At 62.5% G+C, this 19,906-nt stretch carries 16 protein-coding genes and 1 pseudogene; 11 read left to right on the forward strand and 6 right to left on the reverse strand.

Annotated elements, in window-relative coordinates:
* Positions 1 to 126: 126 nt before the first annotated feature.
* The 4 genes from IVB05_RS16640 to IVB05_RS16655 all read right to left on the reverse strand — a co-directional run bounded on the left by IVB05_RS16640 (position 127) and on the right by IVB05_RS16655 (position 3,575).
* Complete coding sequence (locus tag IVB05_RS16640) at positions 127 to 471, reverse strand: thermonuclease family protein (RefSeq protein WP_247785579.1); 345 nt, start codon at positions 469 to 471, stop codon at positions 127 to 129.
* Between the two features lie 96 nt (positions 472 to 567).
* Entirely contained in the window at positions 568 to 2,631 is a 2,064-nt protein-coding gene (locus IVB05_RS16645) for an ATP-dependent helicase (protein ID WP_247786718.1), read from the reverse strand.
* Between the two features lie 61 nt (positions 2,632 to 2,692).
* Entirely contained in the window at positions 2,693 to 3,142 is a 450-nt protein-coding gene (locus IVB05_RS16650) for a hypothetical protein (RefSeq protein ID WP_247785581.1), read from the reverse strand.
* A gap of 37 nt (positions 3,143 to 3,179) precedes the next feature.
* Positions 3,180 to 3,575 carry a hypothetical protein gene (locus IVB05_RS16655; RefSeq protein WP_247785583.1) on the reverse strand — a complete coding sequence of 132 codons (396 nt, stop codon included), beginning with the start codon at positions 3,573 to 3,575 and terminating at the stop codon, positions 3,180 to 3,182.
* 145 nt (positions 3,576 to 3,720) lie between these two features.
* Here IVB05_RS16655 and IVB05_RS16660 point away from each other — a divergent pair, with 145 nt between their 5' ends.
* The 3 genes from IVB05_RS16660 to IVB05_RS16670 all read left to right on the forward strand — a co-directional run bounded on the left by IVB05_RS16660 (position 3,721) and on the right by IVB05_RS16670 (position 5,678).
* Positions 3,721 to 4,650, forward strand: coding sequence for a Ku protein (locus IVB05_RS16660; RefSeq protein WP_247785586.1), 930 nt, complete (start codon positions 3,721 to 3,723; stop codon positions 4,648 to 4,650).
* Between the two features lie 63 nt (positions 4,651 to 4,713).
* Positions 4,714 to 5,217 (forward strand): NUDIX domain-containing protein, encoded by a 504-nt coding sequence (locus IVB05_RS16665; protein WP_247785588.1) that lies wholly within the window; start codon positions 4,714 to 4,716, stop codon positions 5,215 to 5,217.
* Complete coding sequence (locus tag IVB05_RS16670; protein WP_247785589.1) at positions 5,214 to 5,678, forward strand: metallophosphoesterase family protein; 465 nt, start codon at positions 5,214 to 5,216, stop codon at positions 5,676 to 5,678. The genes IVB05_RS16665 and IVB05_RS16670 overlap by 4 nt, the downstream gene beginning before the upstream one ends.
* 56 nt (positions 5,679 to 5,734) lie before the next feature.
* Here IVB05_RS16670 and ligD read toward each other — a convergent pair whose 3' ends face one another.
* Entirely contained in the window at positions 5,735 to 6,682 is a 948-nt protein-coding gene (gene ligD, locus IVB05_RS16675) for a non-homologous end-joining DNA ligase (protein ID WP_247786720.1), read from the reverse strand.
* A 136-nt stretch (positions 6,683 to 6,818) separates the two neighbouring features.
* Between ligD and IVB05_RS16680 the strand changes: the two genes are divergently transcribed.
* The 4 genes from IVB05_RS16680 to IVB05_RS16695 all read left to right on the forward strand — a co-directional run bounded on the left by IVB05_RS16680 (position 6,819) and on the right by IVB05_RS16695 (position 10,375).
* Complete coding sequence (locus IVB05_RS16680) at positions 6,819 to 7,433, forward strand: cell envelope biogenesis protein TolA (RefSeq protein ID WP_247785591.1); 615 nt, start codon at positions 6,819 to 6,821, stop codon at positions 7,431 to 7,433.
* A 207-nt stretch (positions 7,434 to 7,640) separates the two neighbouring features.
* Entirely contained in the window at positions 7,641 to 9,305 is a 1,665-nt protein-coding gene (locus tag IVB05_RS16685; protein ID WP_247785592.1) for a recombinase family protein, read from the forward strand.
* Positions 9,306 to 9,532: 227 nt separating this feature from the next.
* The gene (locus IVB05_RS16690; RefSeq protein ID WP_346771878.1) at positions 9,533 to 9,892 is read left to right on the forward strand and encodes a thermonuclease family protein; all 360 of its coding nucleotides are present in this window, start codon (positions 9,533 to 9,535) and stop codon (positions 9,890 to 9,892) included.
* A gap of 288 nt (positions 9,893 to 10,180) precedes the next feature.
* Positions 10,181 to 10,375 (forward strand): hypothetical protein, encoded by a 195-nt coding sequence (locus IVB05_RS16695; protein WP_247785594.1) that lies wholly within the window; start codon positions 10,181 to 10,183, stop codon positions 10,373 to 10,375.
* Positions 10,376 to 10,737: 362 nt separating this feature from the next.
* On the opposite strand, the pseudogene IVB05_RS16700 reads toward IVB05_RS16695, so the two are convergent.
* Positions 10,738 to 10,941: pseudogene (locus IVB05_RS16700) on the reverse strand (hypothetical protein); the annotation flags it as partial.
* A 116-nt stretch (positions 10,942 to 11,057) separates the two neighbouring features.
* On the opposite strand from IVB05_RS16700, the gene IVB05_RS16705 reads away from it, so the two are divergent.
* The 4 genes from IVB05_RS16705 (at position 11,058) to IVB05_RS16720 (ending at position 19,833) form a co-directional block, all read left to right on the forward strand.
* Entirely contained in the window at positions 11,058 to 12,008 is a 951-nt protein-coding gene (locus IVB05_RS16705) for a zincin-like metallopeptidase domain-containing protein (RefSeq protein WP_247785601.1), read from the forward strand.
* A gap of 134 nt (positions 12,009 to 12,142) precedes the next feature.
* On the forward strand, positions 12,143 to 14,257 hold the full coding sequence (locus IVB05_RS16710; RefSeq protein WP_247785604.1) for a ParB/RepB/Spo0J family partition protein: 2,115 nt from the start codon (positions 12,143 to 12,145) through the stop codon (positions 14,255 to 14,257).
* 183 nt (positions 14,258 to 14,440) lie between these two features.
* Positions 14,441 to 18,775 carry a strawberry notch-like NTP hydrolase domain-containing protein gene (locus tag IVB05_RS16715; protein WP_247785605.1) on the forward strand — a complete coding sequence of 1,445 codons (4,335 nt, stop codon included), beginning with the start codon at positions 14,441 to 14,443 and terminating at the stop codon, positions 18,773 to 18,775.
* Positions 18,775 to 19,833, forward strand: coding sequence for a toprim domain-containing protein (locus IVB05_RS16720; protein ID WP_247785607.1), 1,059 nt, complete (start codon positions 18,775 to 18,777; stop codon positions 19,831 to 19,833). The genes IVB05_RS16715 and IVB05_RS16720 overlap by 1 nt, the downstream gene beginning before the upstream one ends.
* Positions 19,834 to 19,906 lie beyond the last annotated feature (73 nt).

A 19,906-nucleotide genomic window follows, 5' to 3' on the forward strand; every position in this document is an offset into this window, starting at 1 on the left:
GCCGCCGCCCGAGCCCGCTCTGAGCTAATGGTCGGCATAATCCAGAGGTCGGCATAGTAGAGATTACACACGGGGGTCTCGTCTGTTTTGACGGCCGCACGAATGGCCCTTCAACGGCATCGAATCCTATTTGCGCGAGCAGGTGGTGTCGCTGATCTTGTACCTGCCGCCGGAGAATTTGGCCCAGTCGCACGCGGTGCCGGACCGGATCATCTGTCCGGCGATGTCGACTTTTTCGAGGAAGCACTGCGCCACGATGCGGTCCCGACTGGTAGGTCGGGACTGCCCGTCGCAGACAGTGCCTTCACCCACTTGCAGGCAATGGACCGTCTTGCCATCGATCATGTTCGACAACGCGCCGGCGGCCTGTCCGTACCCGGCTTGCCCGCGTTCGGGTGCGTCGATTCCGCGGATCCTCACGCGTACCTTGGCGCCATCGGCTTCCATGGTGAAGGAGTCGCCGTCCGACACGGCTAGAACCCTTCCCAGGTAGTCCGCCGCTATCGCTGGCGAACAAACAAATGCGGCGATCATTGCGGCGAGTAATCTCATTTCGGTATCTCCCGGCTACCGCCACATTCCCCGCATGCGGGCGCCTATATCGACTTTGGGTCCTTGGCCGGCGGGGCGCGCCGCGGTACCGGCAGGCACAATCGGCCAGGAAGTCCGCTCGAACAGACCCAGCAGCTTTTCGGGAATGAAGCGCGTCCTGGAGGCATAGAGGTGGCGATCGCCCTGCGCGTGCTGGCCGTGGACGAAGAACCGCTGCGGCACCACCAGATGGAGGTTGTCCTTTGCGCGGGTCATGGCGACATAGAGCAGGCGACGTTCCTCCTCGATCTCGGCCGAGGTACCGGCACCGAGATCGGACGGCATGCAGCCGTCGACGACGTTGAGCAGATAGACCGACTTCCACTCCTGGCCTTTGGCGGAGTGGATCGTCGACAGGATCAGATAGTCCTCGTCGAGGAGCGGCACGCCGGCCTGGTCGCTGGTCGCGTCGGGCGGATCCAGCGTGAGCTCGGTCAGGAAGCGCTCGCGGGAAGGATATCCGGAAGCGATCTGCTCGAGCTGGAGCAAGTCAGCCCGCCGCGTGTCAGCGTCTTCATGGATGCGGTCGAGATGCGGTTCGTACCAGAGGCGTGCGCGCTCCAGATCGACGGGCCATTCCGAATACCGGAGATTGCTTAAGGTCTCGACGAAGCCGCTCCAGTCCTCACCGGCACGCGGAGGCGTCGGTATGCCCGCGAGCGCCGCGATGGGGTCGGCGGCCTCCGCCATGCGGTCGAGCACGCGTTGCGCGGTCGCGGAACCGATGCCGGGCAACAGATGCAGCAGACGGAAGCCGGCGACGCGGTCGCGCGGATTCTCGACGAACCGCAGCAATGCCAGCATGTCCTTGATGTGGGCGGCGTCGAGAAACTTCAGTCCGCCGAATTTTACGAACGGGATGTTCCGGCGCGTGAGCTCGATTTCAAGCGGGCCGCTGTGGCTGGATGTCCGGAACAGAACCGCCTGCTCTTTGAGGCGCGTGCCGGATTCGCGGTTCTCCAGGATGCGTTCGACGATGAAGCGCGCCTGGTCGGCCTCGTCGCGGACGGTGACCAGTTGCGGCTTGGCTCCGGACGTACGTTCAGTCCAGAGATTCTTGGTGAAGCGTTCCTTGGCAAGACCGATGACGCCGTTGGCGGCGGCAAGAATCGTTTGCGTCGAGCGATAATTGCGGTCGAGCGTGATGATGTTCGCAGGCGGCGAGAACTGGTCAGGAAAGTCGAGGATGTTGCGCACGGTTGCGGCGCGGAACGAGTAGATCGATTGGGCGTCGTCACCGACGACCGTCAGGCCTCGGCCTCCGGGCTTGAGCGCCAGGAGGATCGAGGACTGCAGACGGTTCGTATCCTGATACTCGTCGACAAGGACGTGATCGAAGCGGCAGCCGATGTCGTCGGCGAGGGTGGCGTCGCCGGCCATCTGTGCCCAATAGAGCAGGAGGTCGTCGTAATCGAGAACGTTCTGCTTCTGTTTGGCTTCGACGTAGGCCGCGAACAGTTCCTTCAGCTCCGCCGCCCATCCGGCGCACCATGGATACGACATTCCGATTACCTGCTCGATCGGCATCTCGGCATTGACGCAGCGCGAATAGATCGAAAGGCAGGTGCCTTTGGTCGGGAAGCGGCTTTCCGTCCTGGAGAATCCCTTTTCATGCCGGACCAGGTTCATGAGGTCGGCAGAGTCTTCGCGATCGTGAATCGTGAAGGCGGGGTCGAGGCCGATCTGTTCGGCATAGTCGCGCAGCAGCCGGGCGCCGATGCCGTGGTAGGTTCCGGCCCAGCTCAGCGCGTCGGTCATGACACCGGCGTTGTCGCCCAACACCTTGCGCGCGATCCTTTCGACCCGCTTGGTCATCTCGGAGGCGGCGCGACGGGAAAACGTCATCAGCAGGATCCGGCGCGGATCGGCGCCCTGAACGATCAGATGGGCGACCCGATGGGCGAGGGTGTTGGTCTTTCCGGAGCCCGCGCCGGCGATGACCAGCAGCGGCGGTGCCGCCAATCCTCCCGCGGCGCCGTGCTCCACGGCCCGCCGTTGCTCGGGATTGAGGGTTTCGAGGTAGGCGGTTGCCGTCTGCACCTGGGGCGTCCGTTCATGGTTGGAATAAACGACGGTCAATGATTCCTGCTGTGATCGCAACCTAGACCTCCCCTCGAGGGTGACGCGGCTGCCAACCAAGTTGGAGCAAGGTCGCGGACGGGCGCCGCCCGGCCTTGGCGCACTTGCGGCAGCGCAGACGGCTTGCAAGATCGTGCACGAAAGTGGTCGGCGGATGCTTGAGGGCTGCCAAATCGACATCGTTCGGGGTCTTGCACCGTGAACACTGGATTTCCAGCCAGGGAAAGCCGCCGTTGATAGCCTGGTCAATTGTTGGCGAAGGATCGATCGGCTCGCCGTCGCTCCACATCCGCTCGTTCCAGCTTTCACAGAGCAGCCTGTCGGCCTGCTGGATCAGCGCAGCGCCCTTGGCTCGCATCTCTGCTGATTGCGCAGCCAATATGCTGGACATCGCGCGTGCTTTCCCCAATTCCTTCGTCAGTGCCTTTCGGTCACCGCCTGACAGCGGCGTGGGGTGGTGTTTTGGCGCCATCCGGACATCCAAGCGCAGACCAAACACGGGGGGCAGGCTAGGTCATGTCAAATCCCGGCCAGCACCCGTCTTCTTCGTGTCTTCCGGTGCGCTGCTGGCAGGTGTTGTCGAGCAGTCGCTGCGCGACGTCCTTCCAGACCGCGTTGCCGCCATACAATCGGACTGCATCGGCGGTCTGGATTTCCACGGTTCGCTCGCAGCGACGGCATGAGACCCGCAGCACGTGACGCTGGATTTCCGAAAGACGTCGCTGCCGCTTCTCGGCCCCGGTCGCGCCGGCGCGAGGGTCTTTGAGGACCGATTCCCAGTATTCGGCCGGAAGGGGCGCATCTGGAGCCGCACCGGAGGGGCCCCGCCTGCGGACGGCTTCAGCGGCGAGTTTTTCCATCTGCTTCGGGGTCGGCATGCGCCAGCTCGCGGGTCGGTCAGTCATTCCGAATTAGAACATAAAGAGAACATAAGTCGAGTCCGATCGAGCCCGCTCCGTGAAAAAATCCTCCTATTGGAAAGGTCGCGATGTCGGAACCAAGCCGGGCCATTCGTCTTGAATCCAGCATCAGTATCGGAGTTCCCCCGTCATGGCCCCCCGCGCTAACTGGAAAGGCTTCCTGCGTCTTTCCCTCGTCACCTGTCCGGTAGCGCTCTATCCGGCCACGTCGGAATCCGAAAAGGTCTCCTTCAACCAGCTCAACCGGAAGACCGGCCACCGCATCAAATATGCCAAGGTGGATGCTGACACCGGCGAGGAGGTCGCCAACGAGGACATCGTCAAGGGCTACAAGGTCGACACCGACACCTTCATCGAGGTGACGAAGGAAGAGCTCGAGAACGTTGCGCTGGAATCGACGCGAACCATCGAGATCGACGAGTTCGTCGACCGTAGCGAGATCGACCCGAGGTATCTGATCCGTCCCTACTACCTGGTGCCGGACGGAAAGGTCGGCCACGACGCTTTCGCGGTCGTCCGCGAAACCATCCGTGAGATGAACAAGGTCGCCATCGGACGGGTGGTGCTGACCAACCGTGAGCACATCATCGCCCTCGAGCCCATGGACAAGGGCCTGATGGGGACGCTGCTGCGTTATCCTTACGAGGTGCGTTCTGCGGACGAATATTTCGACGACATCCAGGATGTCAAAGTCACCAAGGACATGCTTGATCTCGCCAGGCACATTGTCACTCAGAAGGCGGGCCATTTCGAGCCGGACAAGTTCGAAGACCAGTACGAAACCGCCCTCATCGATCTCATCAACCAGAAGCGCGCCGGCAAATCCATTACCGCGAAAGCGCGTCCCCGCGGTGAGAACGTGGTCGACCTGATGGACGCGCTGCGCAAGAGCATCGGACGAGACGCGGCGGCAGCGACAGAGGCGCCGAAGAAGCCAGCCAAGAAGGCGCGCAAGGCGGCGGCCGGGCAGAAGGAAATGCTGATGCCGATCGCTGGCAAGAAACCGGCCAAGGAAGCCGCGAAGAAACCAGCGGCCAGACCGCAGCGGAAGTCAGCCTAGCGTGTCGTTCGGCATCCAGTAACGCCAGACGGCCATTACTTCGTGTCCGCGGCAGGGAGCGATATGGCTGCGCTGAAAAAGGCTTCCAGGAGATCGATGTTGAGCGCGGGCATTCTCGCCTACCGCAACGGCGCTCGCGGGCTCGAGGTTCTGCTCGTTCATCCCGGCGGTCCGTTCTGGCGCAAGAAGGATAATGGCGCCTGGTCCATTCCCAAGGGCGAAATCGATGCCGCGGATGCTCCGGAGCAGGTCGCGCGGCGTGAGTTTGCCGAGGAACTCGGCCCGAGCGCTTCGATTGGTCCACTCCAGCCGCTGGGGGAGGTCCGACAGCGAGGAGGGAAGCGCGTCATCGCATTCTCCGGAGAAGGCAATTTTGACCCGGCGGCGCTGACCAGCAATACCTTCGAGATCGAATGGCCGCCACGAAGCGGTCGACGGCAGAGCTTTCCCGAAGTCGACCGCGCGGAATGGTTCGATATCGAGTTCGCGCGGACCAAGATGCTGTCCGCTCAGGTAGAGCTTCTCGATCGTCTGTTGGCGACCGCGGTTGAGAGCGTCGGGAAATGACGTTCAGGATTGGAATCATTTCGGACACGCATGGCCTGTTGAGGCCCGAGGCGAAACGAGGCCTGGCAGGTGTCAATCACATCATCCATGCCGGCGACATCGGGCGCCCCGAGATCGTCGACGCGCTTCGCCAGATCGCGCCCGTCACGGCCATCCGTGGAAACGTGGACACCGGCGAGTGGGCCCACCAATATCCCGGCACGAAACTCGTGCGCCTGGCGGGAAAGTCGATCTACGTTCTGCACGACCTGAAGGCGCTGCAGGTCGATCCCGGCGCCGGCATCGACGTCATCGTCTCCGGGCATTCCCACGTGCCGAAGATCGACACGGTCGGTGGCGTTCTCTACCTGAATCCCGGAAGCGCGGGACCGCGACGCTTCAAGCTTCCGATCACCTTTGCGACGCTCGAAGTCACGTCTGAAGGCATGCGACCGGAAATCCACGACCTTGGAGGCGACTGAGCGCACTACCGCGCAGGGAATTCACAGCGGATGAGGCAATGCGCCGAAGGGAAGCTCTATTTGCGCGGACGTCCTCGCTCGCGCACGACATCCTTCGCCCGCTTGTCGGACCGGAGCCCGAGGTAGACGGGCTGGCGCAGTTCGCCCTTGCTCGTCCACTCCGCGAATTTGACCTCTGCCACCAACGACGGCCTGACCCAGGTCGTGGCGGCCTCGTCCTTCACTTTGGCACAAAAGGGCGATTTAGAGACCGTCAGCTTCACCAGCTTGGCATGCAGGTCTTCCAGGACCTTGTGGCTGAAGCCAGTGCCTACATGTCCGATGTAACGCCATGCATCGTCTTCCCGCACGGCGAGGACCAGGGCACCGAAGAACGGCCTGCTGCGCCTGGGTGCCGTGAAGCCCGCGATCACCACTTCCTGTCGCTTTGCCGTCTTGATCTTCAGCCAATCCGGGGTCCGGCTTCCGGACGTATACGCGCTGTCGGCGCGCTTCGCTATGAGGCCTTCCAGACCCTTCCGCTCGGCCTCGGCGAAGAATTTTATACCATCCCCTTTGCGGTGAGGACTGAAGGCAATCAGCTTGTCGCGCGGCAGAATTGCCTTGAGCCGCTTCTTGCGCTTGAGGAGAGGCTGCTTGCGCAAGTCCACTGTGTTCTCGAACATGAGATCGAAGGCGCAATACAGCAGCTTCGCTTCATGGCGCAGCGCGTTTTGAAGCAGCTGGAAATGTGAGACGCCGTCCTTTCCGATCGCGACGAGCTCGCCGTCGATCACGGCGTCGCCCCTCACGCCCTCCAGCGCTTTGGCGACCCCGATATAGCTGCGGCTGATGATCTTGCCGTTGCGGCTGTAGAGGGCAACCTTGCCCCGTCGGATTTCCGCGATCATCCGGAAGCCGTCGTACTTATCCTCGAAAACCCAGCCGGGGTCGTCGAACGGCGCATCGGTGAGCGTAGCGAGCATCGGCTGCAGGCGCTTGGGCAGGGTCGACGTCCGGCTCATTCGAGGCCAATCCTTAAGAGCGCGTTGCGAAATGCAAGGACGTCCTTCAAGGATTAGGGAACGCTTCGAGCCCGCGTCGTGTTCCGTAGGCGCCGTGGCGCGAGCACGATCGATTCGCGGAGGGCGCATCAGACCGATGGCCAGAAAACTCAAGACCTATCAGACCTCGCTGGGCTTCTTCGATCAGGCAATCGCCGCGCCATCTATGAAGGCGGCTCTGGAGGCGTGGGGCGCAGACAGCAATCTCTTCCACCAGGGCGCGGCGAAGGAGAGCCACGATCCGGACGTCATCGCCGCTACCATGGCAAAGCCCGGCGTCGTTCTCAGGCGCCCGGTCGGATCCGACCGACCTTTCAGCGAGCATGCTGAACTGCCCAGCAATCTTGGCGGCGGCGGACCAACGAAAGCCGCCCGCAAGTCGAAAGGCCCAAAGGCGAAGAAGCCCTCCTCTCGGCCTGTCGACAAGCTTGCGCAACGAAAGGCCGCTTTCGACTACGAACGGGAACGGAGGAGCCGCGAGCTTGAACGGGCGAGCGAAGAGGCCGCCAGGCAGAAGGACCGTGAACGCCGGCAGCAGGCCATCAACAAGGCGCAGGCTGCGTTGGACAAGGCCGAGCAGGAGCACGCGAAGCGGGCCGCCGCCATCCAGGCCGAGGCCGAGGCTATCGCGAAGAGATCGCAAGCCGAAAAAGCCCGCTGGGATAAGGAGAAGGAGCGATTGGAAGCCGCGCTGCGGCGCGCGCGGGGTTAGTTTCTGTAGCGGCACGCACGAGCGAAGGTCAGCGGTCCACTTCAAGTGTTTATCGTTCGGGCTCGTTCGCCCTTGCCGCGCGGCAGAAGCGGCCAACTTGGCGGGATTTACAATGCCTACGGCCCTGCCAGCGTGAACCGGCGGCCCTTGCACTGAAGCCGGTTCGAGGATTGGATTACCCGCGAGCCGTGTGATCGAGGTAAGTCCATGGTCAATGCGCTCGTCGTCCGCCGCAATACGCAACTGGCAAAAGCCCAGAAGGCTCTTCGCGCGGCGCAATATGTTCGAATGTCCACCGATCTTCAGCGCTATTCGACCCAGAACCAGGCGGCCGCTATCGCGGCATACGCGCAGCAACGAAACCTTACCATCGTTCGGACTTATGTCGACGAAGGGCGCAGCGGAGTGAGAATCAACCGGCGGCCGGCCCTTGCCGAACTCATCAAGGATGTTCAATCAGGAAACACGGACTTTGAGCACATTCTGGTCTATGACGTCAGCCGATGGGGACGCTTCCAGGATGTCGATGAAAGCGCGCATTATGAGTTTGTCTGCAGGCGAAGCGGCGTCAAGGTCGCCTATTGCGCTGAACAATTCGAAAACGACGGAAGCCTTCTGTCGAGCATTTTAAAGAACATCAAGCGTGTCATGGCGGCCGAGTTCAGCCGCGAGCTTGGCGTCAAGGTGCACGCCGGCCACTGCCGCATCGCGGGTCTTGGCTATCGCGTTGGTGGCTCGCTCACGTTCGGGCTCGGCAGGGAGATGATCGATGAGGAGCAACGCTCGAAAGGTAGGCTTAGGAAGGGCGAGTACAAGGCCCTGAAAACGGACCGCGTGCGGCTTCGGCTCGGGTCTGACGAAGAGATTGCGGTCGTCAGATGGATATTCCAGCAGTTCGTTATCAAGCGTAAGACCGACGTCGAAATCGCACGGCAACTCAATCGCGGGAACATCGCCAATCACCATGGGCGACCTTGGACCTATATCATGGTTCATTCTATTCTCAGAAACGAGAACTATATCGGCAATCTCGTTTACAACCGAACGTCCCGCCGTCTCGGACAAACGCAGGTAAACAATCCTGATCATTTGTGGATTCGGAGCCCAGGAGTGGTGTCGCCGGCGATCGACCATGACCTCTTTGAGCGCGCTCAGAAGATCATGGCTGAGCGGTACATCTCGATCCCGGAAGACCAGATGCTGCGCAGGCTTCGTCTGACGCTCGGTCGCAAGGGGAAACTCACGACCCGAATCATCAAAAACGCGCCCGGCCTCCCTTCTGTCGCATGCTACATCAAGCATTTTGGCTCACTACGACAAGCCTACGCGCTCATCGGTTATCAAGGATCCCGTAATTGCGAATGGTTTGACGTGCGAGACCATTGGTCCGAGGTTCTGTCAAATCTCGCAGGGCAGGTTGCAGAGGCGCTGAGGACCGATCTCGGAATTCGGTTGAATCTCACCGACGATGGTGCAGGGCTTGCGCGGCACGGAAGCAGCAAGATCATCTCGTTTCAGGTGGTCCGGCGAATGGCGCAGAGAACCCCAAATCATGTTGCTCTGTGGAGAGCCCACCTGAGAAAGGAACGAACCAAGCTGTGTGTTTTCTTGCGGCTGAAGGAGTCCAACAAGGTGGTTCAAGACTATGTCCTGTTGCCCGCAGCAGACACTGCGAAGCCTTATCTAACGCTTTCAGATGGGGCTTTGGCCCGCTACAAGGCCGTTCGCGTAGACACGGTGAACGAACTTATTCGGAACATCAAAGCGAGATTCACATCGTCCAGCCATGCCGCGCCAGCCAAGCCAACGCGACCGAACAAGCGAAGGAAATCAAGCGGGCCCAAAACCATGAACGTCCGCGGGCGGCACTGACGGAGCGCAGATAGAGAATTGCGCCCAATACCTTGCCGTAGTTTCTCTTAAAATCGCCATTGAGCTTCGAAATCTGGACGAGCTCGGAACACTGGTCGGACATTACATTCTCCCTGGAAAGATCCCAGGTGCCCCATAGAACACTGATTTGCCTGACCGGTCAATTGGGATTTCGGATTTTCAGAAGTTGCGGAAGCCCGCTGCCGATCGGCTAGATATTGGTATTGATGCTTCTTCTGCTGTCAGGCGGCGCGCGGGCCGATGATTTTGCTGGTCAAGCCAGTGTCGTTGATGGCGACACACTGGAGATTCATGGAAGGCGCATTCGGCTCTGGGGTGTCGATGCGCCGGAGAGCAGCCAGCTATGCCGCGGCGAAGACAGTTCGCAATATCGATGTGGGGCGCAGGCGGCAAACGACCTCGACGCATTCATTGCCCGGCGTCCGGTTAACTGCTCGCCCGTTAGCTCCGACCCATATGCACGGTCAGTTGCGATCTGTTCGGTTGGCGGCACCAATCTCGGCGAATGGCTTGTGCGCAAGGGCCTGGCGGTGGATTGGCCCCAATACTCCAAAGGGCGGATATGATGGCGCTCAGCGCGACGCCGAGCACGCCGGCAGCGGAATCTGGGAGGGCAGCTACGTCGAGCCGTGGCTCTATCAAGCCTGCATCCGCGCAAGCGGAAAGCCCTCCGACTGTTCGGACGACAAATGCCCATCCTTGATGAACTCCAGTGCGGGGATCAATCCACAACGAAACGATGGCCTATTCCCACAGTCGCCTATCCCCACAGTCGCGCAGGTGGCTCTGGCGTGGTTTGGGCGACTCACGCTAACCCATCAATCTCAACCACCTCACGGCACAAAAGGAACAAAATGGTTGCAGCCACCCGTGAACTGCCGGCCTCTGGTTACGCGCTTGAAGTGGACGGACGACTCAAAGCCGAATTTGCTACTAAAGATGGGGCCAGGGCAGGTGGAGAAGAACTGAAGAAACGTTTTCCCATGCTTCAGATCAGGATCTATGACGCGCAGACGAATGCACGCGAGGAAATCTACCTTCTGACTTAAGTCTAAGCGGTTTCTGCTTGTGCGCATCCGCTAGCCGCGGACCGGGCTCTCGTGAACCGAGCCGCTGACGCGTCTCGGCCGTCCGGCGTCGATCCCTTGCGCGATACGGTGTCGCTCGCCGGAGGCTCTCGCGTTAGGGGCCGCCGGCATTGCATGCCGGCGCCGCTATCACTGCCCCGAACGCGGGTGCCTTCTTAACCGGTCTCGCGACTGCAGTCGCCTCGGTGCCCGCGGGCATTTCATGCCCGCGTCGCTATCACTGCCCCTTCGTCGGCTGCCTTCTCTCTTGCCTCCGCTGCACTTCGGCGTCGAGGGGACGTCGTTGACCAGTCGTACTCCGCGCGTGCTAACGGTGTGCTCCGTCTTCGGTTCGCGGGCTGCCAAGCCAATTGTATTGGGGTCGTCGCGGGGCGTCGGCCCGCCTTGGCGCATTTGCGGCTGCGCAGCCGGCTGGCGAGATCGTGCACGAAGGTCGGCGGATGCTTCATCGCCGCGAGGTTGACATCGCTCGGCATCTTGCAGCGCGCGCACCTGATCTCAAGCCAGGGGAGGCCTCCATTTACGGCGAATGCGCAGTCCGTGTCCCCGTCACCGCCATGGAGAGTGAGAGCGCGGGCCGGGTTCGACGCGACGGGTTGAAGATCGGGGGAGAGGCCTCCGGCGCCCGTCGCGGAGAACCGCGATGTCTGGACATACCGCCCGAGTTCGTGCCGGCAACGACCGCGCGAGCCTTTACACCGAAATCACCGACAAGATCATAGCCGAGTTGGAGGCCGGCCGTATTCCGTGGGTTCAGCCCTGGGGGACGGCGGCGATCAAGGCGCCGCTCGCGATGCCGCGCAACGCGTCGACGCAGCGCGGATATTCTGGAATTAACGTTCTGATCCTATGGGGTGCCGTTATCGAGCACGGCTTTTCCGGACAGAGCTGGCTTACTTTCCGTCAGGCACTCGGGCTCGGCGGCCATGTCAGAAAGGGCGAGCGGGGAACGACCGTCGTCTTTGCCGATCGCTTCACCCCGGATGACGAACGTCGGCGCGCCGCGGAGGCCGGCGAGGAGCCGGGTGCCATCCCGTTTCTCAAGCGCTTTACCGTCTTTAACACGGATCAATGCGATGGCTTGCCGGGGGATGTCTCTGCTTTGGTGGTGCCGCCGCCACCAGGCCAGATTGAGCCGCGAGCCGAGGCGTTGATCGCGGCGACCGGCGCGGATTTCCGGATCGGCGGTGCGCGCGCCTACTACAGCACGACGGGCGATTTCGTACAGGTGCCGCCGCCGGCTGCCTATTTCGAGCCGATCAACTGGCACCGAACCGCTTTCCATGAGCTCGGTCATTGGACCGGCCAGGCATCCCGCCTCAACCGCGACCACTCCGGTTCGTTCGGCTCAAAATCATACGCGCGCGAAGAGCTGGTCGCCGAAATGGCAGGTGCCTTCGTTTGCGCCTCGCTCGGTATCGTGCCGACCGTGCGCCACGCTGACTACATCGGTTCCTGGCTGGAGGTGCTGCGCGAGGATAATCGCGCCGTCGTCCGTGCGGCGAGCGCGGCATCGAAGGCCGCCGATTTCCTGCTCGGCTTTCTGCCGCCCGCGATCGATTCCGTCGTTGGGGGCAGCGAGGAAGCTGCATGACGGATCCGCACGCTGTGCCCATATCGGTCCTCAGTCGGTGCTGCGCGTCAGAGAGTGAGAGGTGCGCCGGCTTGTCTGTGACGGGTAGGAGGTCGGGAGAGAGTCTTTCGGCCGCCCATGGTGGAGAATCCGACATGGCAAGCGTTCAGAAAATCAAACTCAGTCCCTCCCGGGATATTCCCTTCAATAGGCTGGTGCTGAGCCAGTCCAACGTCCGCCGCGTGAAGGCCGGCGTCTCGATCGAGCAAATGGCAGAAAGCATCGCTCAGCGCACGCTGCTACAAAGCCTGAGCGTTCGTGCGGTGGTCGATGCCGACGGCCAGGAGACCGGTATGTTCGAGGTGCCCGCCGGCGGACGCCGCTACCGCGCGCTCGAACTGCTGGTCAAGCAGAAGCGTATGGCGAAGACGCAACCTGTCCCCTGCGTTATCCGGGATGGCGGCATCGCTGAGGACGATTCCCTCGCCGAAAATGACGAGCGGGTCGGACTGCATCCGCTCGATCAGTTCCGCGCGTTCAAGCTGCTACATGACGGCGGCATGAGCGAAGAGGATATCGCCGCGCGGCACTTCATCTTGCCGGCGATCGTCAAGCAGCGTCTTCGTCTGGCGTCAGTGTCGCCGAAGTTGCACGACGTCTATGCCGACGATGGTATGACACTCGAACAGTTGATGGCCTTCTCGGTCACGGCCGACCAGGCGCGCCAAGAGCAGGTCTGGGACAACGCCAATAGATCCGGCAACGACGAGCCATACCAGATCCGGAGGATGCTGACGGAGAACACCGTGCGCGCTTCCGACCGTCGCGCCCAGTTCATCGGACTGGATGTCTACGAACAGGCCGGCGGCGCCGTGATGCGAGATCTATTCGCGCACGGCGATGGCGGATGGTTGCAGGATGTGCCGCTGCTTGATCGTCTCGTCACGGAAAAGCTCAAAGTCGAGGCCGAAACGATCGCCAAGGAGGGCTGGAAATGGATTTCGGTCGCAGTAGATTTTCCCTACGGTCACGCGACTGGCTTGCATAAACTGGACGGCAAGCCTGCCGACCTCACCACCGAAGAGCAAGCCACCATCGACGCCCTCAACGCCGAGCAGGCCAAGCTTGAAGCCGATTACCAGGATGCCGACGAATTGCCCGATGAGGTCGATCAGCGTCTCGGCGAAATCGAGTCGGCACTGACTGCGTTCGAGGGCCGGCCGGTGCTTTACGATCCGGTCGAGATTGCTCGAGCTGGCGCCTTCATCAGCATCGATTCCGAGGGACGCCTTTCCGTGGACCGGGGTTACGTCCGGGCAGAGGATGACGTGCCGGCAACCGATCCTGATGTCGGGCAAGGTGCCGATCCGTCGTCGATCGAAGGGCAGGAGGCAGGTGCTTGCGTCCAGCGCACTGTAATCGCCGTTGCAAGTGGCGATACTGATTCCGACGAAGATGATGAAGACGCGGCCAAACCTCTGCCGGATCGGCTTATCACAGAGCTGACGGCGCATCGTACGCTGGCGTTGCGGGATGCGCTGGCAGAAAATCCTGCGATCGCGTTCCAGGCGGTGTTGCACAACTTCGTGCTGACGGCCTTTTACCGGTTCGCGTCGTCCGGAAGCTGTCTTGAGATCGGACTGCACACGCCGACCTTTCCCGCTCAAGCTCCTGGGCTGAGGGAAAGCGCGTCCGCGAAGGCGGTTGAGGCGCGGCATGAATCCTGGAAAGCACGCCTGCCGAAGAGCGAGAAAAATCTGTGGGATGCACTCACAGCTCTCGACGGCGCCGCACAGGCCTCCCTGTTCGCTCACTGTGCGTCATTTGCGGTCAACGCCCTCTATGAGCCGGCTAACCGCTACAATCAGGGCCGCGTCTCCGCCCATGGCGTCCGCACGCGGCTCGACCAGGCCGATGTGCTGGCCCGCGCGGTCGGTCTCGACATGGTCCAGGCTGGCTGGAGACCGACCGTCGACAACTATCTCGGCCGGGTCACCAAGCCCCGCATTCTGGAGGCAGTTCGGGAGGCAAGAGGCGAGTCTTCCGCGCAACTGATCGACCACCTGAAGAAGGCCGACATGGCCAAGGAAGCCGAGCGCCTTCTCGATGGTTCGGGCTGGTTGCCGGAGCCGATACGTCTGCTCGACTCCACCGCATCGCCAGCGGAAGCGGCGGGCGAAGCGGGCACATTGCCCGATTTCCTTGCCGACGAGGAGGAAGGGGACAAGGCCGGCGACGATGATCCGCAACAGCTCGACGCGGCCGAGTGACATCACAGAGCTGGATGGCTGCGGCTGTCCAGCAGTTTTGGGGATCGGTGCAGAGCGCCGGTCCCCTTTTTATTGGCGACGGCTGAGAGGTAGAGGCGGGCCGGGAAGGGTTTGAATCGCCGCGGTCTTAAAGGAGAGCGCCGGGCGGTTCAGCCCATTCCTGCTCTCCCGAGAAATCCTGCCATGACCGAATCTCTCGCCGGCGGCGCCGCGGCCGCGCCGCTCTCGATGCGTGCCACCGCTGTTGTCGCTTCTGCTGTCGTTAGGGCTGCGCGGCAGCTTTTGACCGATCTCGAGCGCAGCCGTCGGATCGATGCCGCTGTCCTGCGCGGCGCCATGGAGGCTGCCTTCGGCGCCTCCGATGCAACCGGCGCCTGGAATTGGAAGACAGCCTACGACGCCTGCGAGGCAGCGACCGTCCTGTTTCTAAGACGGTATGGCGCCGCCATGCGCGCCAAGGCGGCGTCGCCAGCCGCCATGCTGCCGATGCTGAGGAGGATCACGGCCCTCCTTCCAACACAGACACGGCGATCCGAGGAAAGTGCCACCCTCCAGCAATTCTCGACACCGGTCGGGCTGGCATTTGTCGCCAGCCGAGCGGCCGCGATCACGCCTGCAGACGTCGTTCTTGAACCTTCCGCTGGCACCGGCCTTCTCGCCATCCTGGCCGAGCTTGATGGCGCCTCTCTTGTCCTTAACGAGTTCGCCGAGAGCCGCGCCGGCATTCTTGCGCAGCTCTTTCCTGCCGTTCCCAGGACGCAGTTTGACGCCGCTCACATCAACGACCACCTCGATACCGGCATCGTGCCGAGCGTCGTACTGATGAACCCGCCGTTCTCGGCCGCGGTCTATGTCGATCGTCAGATCCGAGAGGCGGCACTACGGCACATCGGATCCGCCCTGGCTCGACTTCCCGAAGGGGGACGGCTGGTCACCATAACAGGCGCGAATCTCGCGCCTGAGAATCCCGCATGGACCGACTCGTTCAAGCGGCTGCAAGAATATGGCCGTGTCGCATTCTCGGCGGCAATTGACGGCGCTGTCTATGCCAAGCACGGCACCAACGTTGACACCCGTCTGACCGTTATCGATCGAGTCCCGGTTGGCGACATCGCCTCGTTCCCGGAATCCCCGGGCATTGCGCCCGACCTCCCGACTTTGCTCGGCTGGGTCCAACAGCACGTGCCGCCGCGTCGTCCAATGGCTGGCACAGCGGCTGGCGTGGTGCCGGCAATTGCCAGCCCTGCAACGCCTCGAACAGTCCGTGCCTGCGTCGCTCAGCGCCAGCCGGCTGGTGCAGTGCTGCCAACCGATCCCGTGGCGACCGAAGTCGCCTACGAGCCGGTGGATTGGACGCCTACGGATGGCAGCAGCATTACCGATACTCTTTATGAGACCTACACACTTCAATCGATCCGCATTCCGGGTGCACAACCGCATCCCACCAAGCTCGTGCAGTCCGCCGCGATGGCTTCCGTCGTACCGCCGAAGCCGTCCTATCGGCCGCTCCTGCCGGCCAACGTCGTGTCGGATGGCGTCCTATCGGATGCCCAACTCGAGAGCATCATCTACGCCGGCGAGGCGCATTCCGCGTTTCTCGCAGGCACCTGGACGGTCGATGCGACTTTTGACGTCGTAGCGGCCGCGCGCGACGACGCGAAAAACGCCGTTCGCTTTCGCCGGGGCTGGTTCTTGGGCGATGGCACTGGCGCGGGGAAGGGCCGCCAGGTCGCCGGCATCCTGCTCGACAACTGGCTCAAGGGCCGTCGTCGCGCGGTCTGGGTCAGCAAGTCCGACAAGCTGATTGAGGATGCACAACGCGATTGGTCTTCGCTTGGCATGGAGCGACTCCTCGTCACGCCGCTTTCCCGTTTCCGGCAGGGCACGCCAATCCGGCTCACGGAAGGCATCCTATTTACCACCTACGCCACGCTGCGCACCGATGAGCGCGGCGAGAAGCTTTCGCGCGTGCGGCAGATCGTCGAATGGTTGGGCTCCGATTTCGACGGAGTGATCGTCTTCGACGAGAGCCACGCCATGCAAAACGCGGTTGGCGGCAAGGGCGAGCGCGGTGACCAGGCGGCCTCTCAGCAGGGGCGCGCGGGCCTCAGACTCCAGCACGCCTTGCCGAACGCCCGCGTGGTCTATGTCTCCGCGACCGGCGCCACCACGGTCCAGAATCTCGCCTATGCCCAGCGGCTGGGATTCTGGGGCGGTGATGATTTTCCCTTTGCGACCCGGGCCGAGTTCGTCGAGGCGATCGAGGAGGGCGGGGTCGCAGCGATGGAAGTGCTGGCGCGCGACCTCAAGGCGCTCGGTCTCTATGCCGCGCGCTCGCTGTCCTATGAGGGTGTCGAATACGAGCTCGTCGAGCACCGGCTCACGCCCGAGCAGATCCGCATCTACGATGCCTATGCCGGCGCGTTCAGCATCATCCATAATAACCTCGAGGCGGCGATGCGGGCCGCCAACATCACGGGCGAGACGGGCACGCTGAATGGACAGGCAAAGTCCGCGGCCCGATCTACCTTCGAAAGCGCCAAGCAGCGCTTCTTCGGCCACCTCCTGACCTCGATGAAGACGCCATCGCTGATCCGCTCGGTCGAGCGCGATCTTGACGCTGGACACGCCGCCGTCATCCAGATCGTCTCGACCGGTGAAGCGCTGATGGAGCGCCGGCTTGCCGAGATCCCGACCGAGGAGTGGGGTGACGTCCAGGTCGACATCACCCCTCGCGAATATGTCCTCGACTACCTCGCCCATTCCTTTCCGGTTCAGCTCTACGAGCCCTTCACTGGCTCGGAAGGCAATCTCTGCTCCCGGCCCGTCTATCGAGACGGCCAGGCGGTCGAAAGCCGGGAGGCCGTCGCACGCCGCGACCGCCTCATCGACAAGCTTGCGTCATTGTCGCCGGTGCCAGGCGCCCTCGACCAGATCGTGCAGCGATTTGGCACTGACATGGTTGCCGAGGTCACGGGCCGCTCGCGCCGCGTGATCCGCAAGCGCCAGCGCCTCATCGTTGAGAACCGTGCTGCATCTGCGAATCTCGCCGAGACCGCGGCGTTCATGGATGATGCCAAGCGTATCCTCGTGTTCTCCGACGCGGGGGGCACGGGCAGGAGCTACCATGCCGAGTTATCGGCGCGGAATCGCCGCTTGCGGGTCCATTATCTGCTGGAACCCGGCTGGAAGGCCGACGCCGCGATTCAGGGCCTCGGCCGCACGAACCGGACCAACCAGGCCCAACCGCCGCTGTTCCGGCCGATAGCGACGGACGTCAAGGCAGAGAAGCGCTTCCTCTCCACGATCGCGCGCCGGCTGGACACGTTAGGCGCCATCACGCGAGGTCAGCGCCAGACCGGAGGGCAGGGTCTGTTCCGGCCCGAGGACAATCTGGAAAGCCAGTACGGCCGCGATGCGTTGCGCCAGCTCTATATCCTGTTGGCCCGAGGCAAGGTCGAGGGCTGCTCCATCGAAAGGTTTGAGGATGCAACCGGTTTGAAGCTCAAGGATGCCAACGGGCTAAAGGACGAGCTTCCACCGATTACGACCTTCCTGAACAGGCTGCTCGCCCTCACCATCGACCTGCAGAATATCCTGTTCACCGTCTTCGAGCAGTTATTGTCCGCTCGCATCGAGGGTGCCGTCGCGTCAGGCACCTATGACGTCGGATTGGAAACCCTCCGCGCCGAGAGTTTTGTCGTCACCGACCGGCGGACTATCTATGTTCACCCAGGCACCGACGCCGAGACACGGCTTCTCACTATTACCCAGCGAGAGCGCAACCATCCCGTGGGGCTGGATGATGCTCTCGGTCGTCTTTCCGGTCGTCGGGCCGTCCTGTTGATCAATGAGCGCTCGGGACGAGCCGCCGTGCAGGTCCCAGCCCCGAGCTTCATGCTGGATGACGGCGAGATCGAGCGGCGCGTCCGCCTGATCCGACCGATGGAGCAGCACAGCGTCTCCTTGGACATGATGGCGGAAAGCCACTGGGTTGACGCCGACTGTGATCGTTTCACCGCGGCTTGGCTGGCCGAGCTTGCCGAGGTCCCCGAGTTCACCGAAAGCACGATCCACATCGTGGCGGGCTTGTTGCTGCCGATCTGGAAGCGGCTGCCGAACGAGTCGACGCGGGTCTATCGGCTGCAGACGGAAGCTGGCGAGCGCGTCATCGGCCGCAAGGTCTCGGCCGCCTGGGTCGCGAATGTCCTTGCCGCCGACGCGCCCAAGCTCGCGACCGACACCGCCTTTGCCGCGCTGATGGAGGGCCGAACCGTCCTCGACCTCGCCGAAGGCCTCCAGCTTCGCCGCGTCCGGGTCATGGGCGCATACCGCATCGAACTGTCCGGATTCAACGACTCAATGCGCGACCGGCTGCGCGCTTACGGCCTGTTCGGGGAGATCATCTCCTGGAAGCTACGTATGTTTGTGCCGACTGACGCTGATGGCATCGAAATCCTGGCGAAGGTGCTCGACCACTATCCAATCGGACGCATCGTCGAACGGGAGGCGGCGTGATGGCCCGCGACGCCTCCGAGCTGGCGCACCGCCTCGCGCGCGAGGCCGAAGCGGTGTGCCGTCACTACCTCTCGAATGGCAAGCGCCAGGGGCGGTACTGGCTAGTTGGCGACGTGCACAATACGCCGGGCCGCTCCATGTTCGTGCGGCTCCAGGATTCGCCGAAGGGGCTCGCCGGCAAGTGGACCGACGCCGCGACCGGCGAGCATGGCGATCTCCTCGATATCGTCAGGGAAAGCCTTGGTCTTCCTGACTTCCGCGCCGTCGCCGAGGAGGCAAGACGCTTTCTCAAGCTGCCCCGCGCTGAACCGGAACGCGTCTCACCGGCTCGCCGTTCGGTAGCGGCCGGTTCACAACAGGCGGCAAGACGGCTGTTTGCGATCTCAGGTCCGATTGAGGGCACCGTTGTTGAGACTTATTTGCAGCGGCGAGGAATAGCCCACGTGTATCATGGTGGCAGCTTGCGCTTCCATCCGCGCTGCTACTACCGGCCTGACGAGCATTTGCCGACCGAGACCTGGCCGGCAATGATCGCTGCCGTTACCGACCTCGATGGCGGGATCACCGGCGTGCAACGCACCTGGCTCGATCCGGACGGCTTTGATCGGGTTCGGCTCGGCAAGGCTCCGATCGATACGCCGCGACGCGCCATGGGCGACCTGCTCGGCAATGCGGTTCGCTTCGGCGTGGCTGACGACGACGTGCTTGTCGCGGGCGAGGGCATCGAGACCATGCTATCGCTACGCTGTGTGCTTCCCACCTTGCCGATGGCATCAGCGCTTTCAGCCAATCACCTATCGGCCATGCTGCTGTCGTCGAGTTTGCGCCGGCTCTATATCGCCTGCGACGCCGATGCTGCTGGAGATGCAGTCCGGGCAATCCTGACGCAGCGCGCAGAAGCCGCCGGCATCGAAGCGATCACGTTGTCACCCCGCCTTGGTGACTTTAACGAAGATTTGCACATCTTCGGCCTCGATGCCCTCCGCGCGGCGTTGCGGATGCAGCTCGTACCAGAGGATGTCTTCCGCTTCCTGCTCTTGTCGACCGCTGTCGCATAGGCGCGTTTGGCTTGCCTCACCGCCGACAGCTCGGTCGTGGCGGTCCAATGCCCGGAGAGGCGCGACCTCGGCC

Origin of the sequence: Bradyrhizobium sp. 170 (genome assembly GCF_023101085.1) — a bacterium.
Classification (GTDB): domain Bacteria; phylum Pseudomonadota; class Alphaproteobacteria; order Rhizobiales; family Xanthobacteraceae; genus Bradyrhizobium.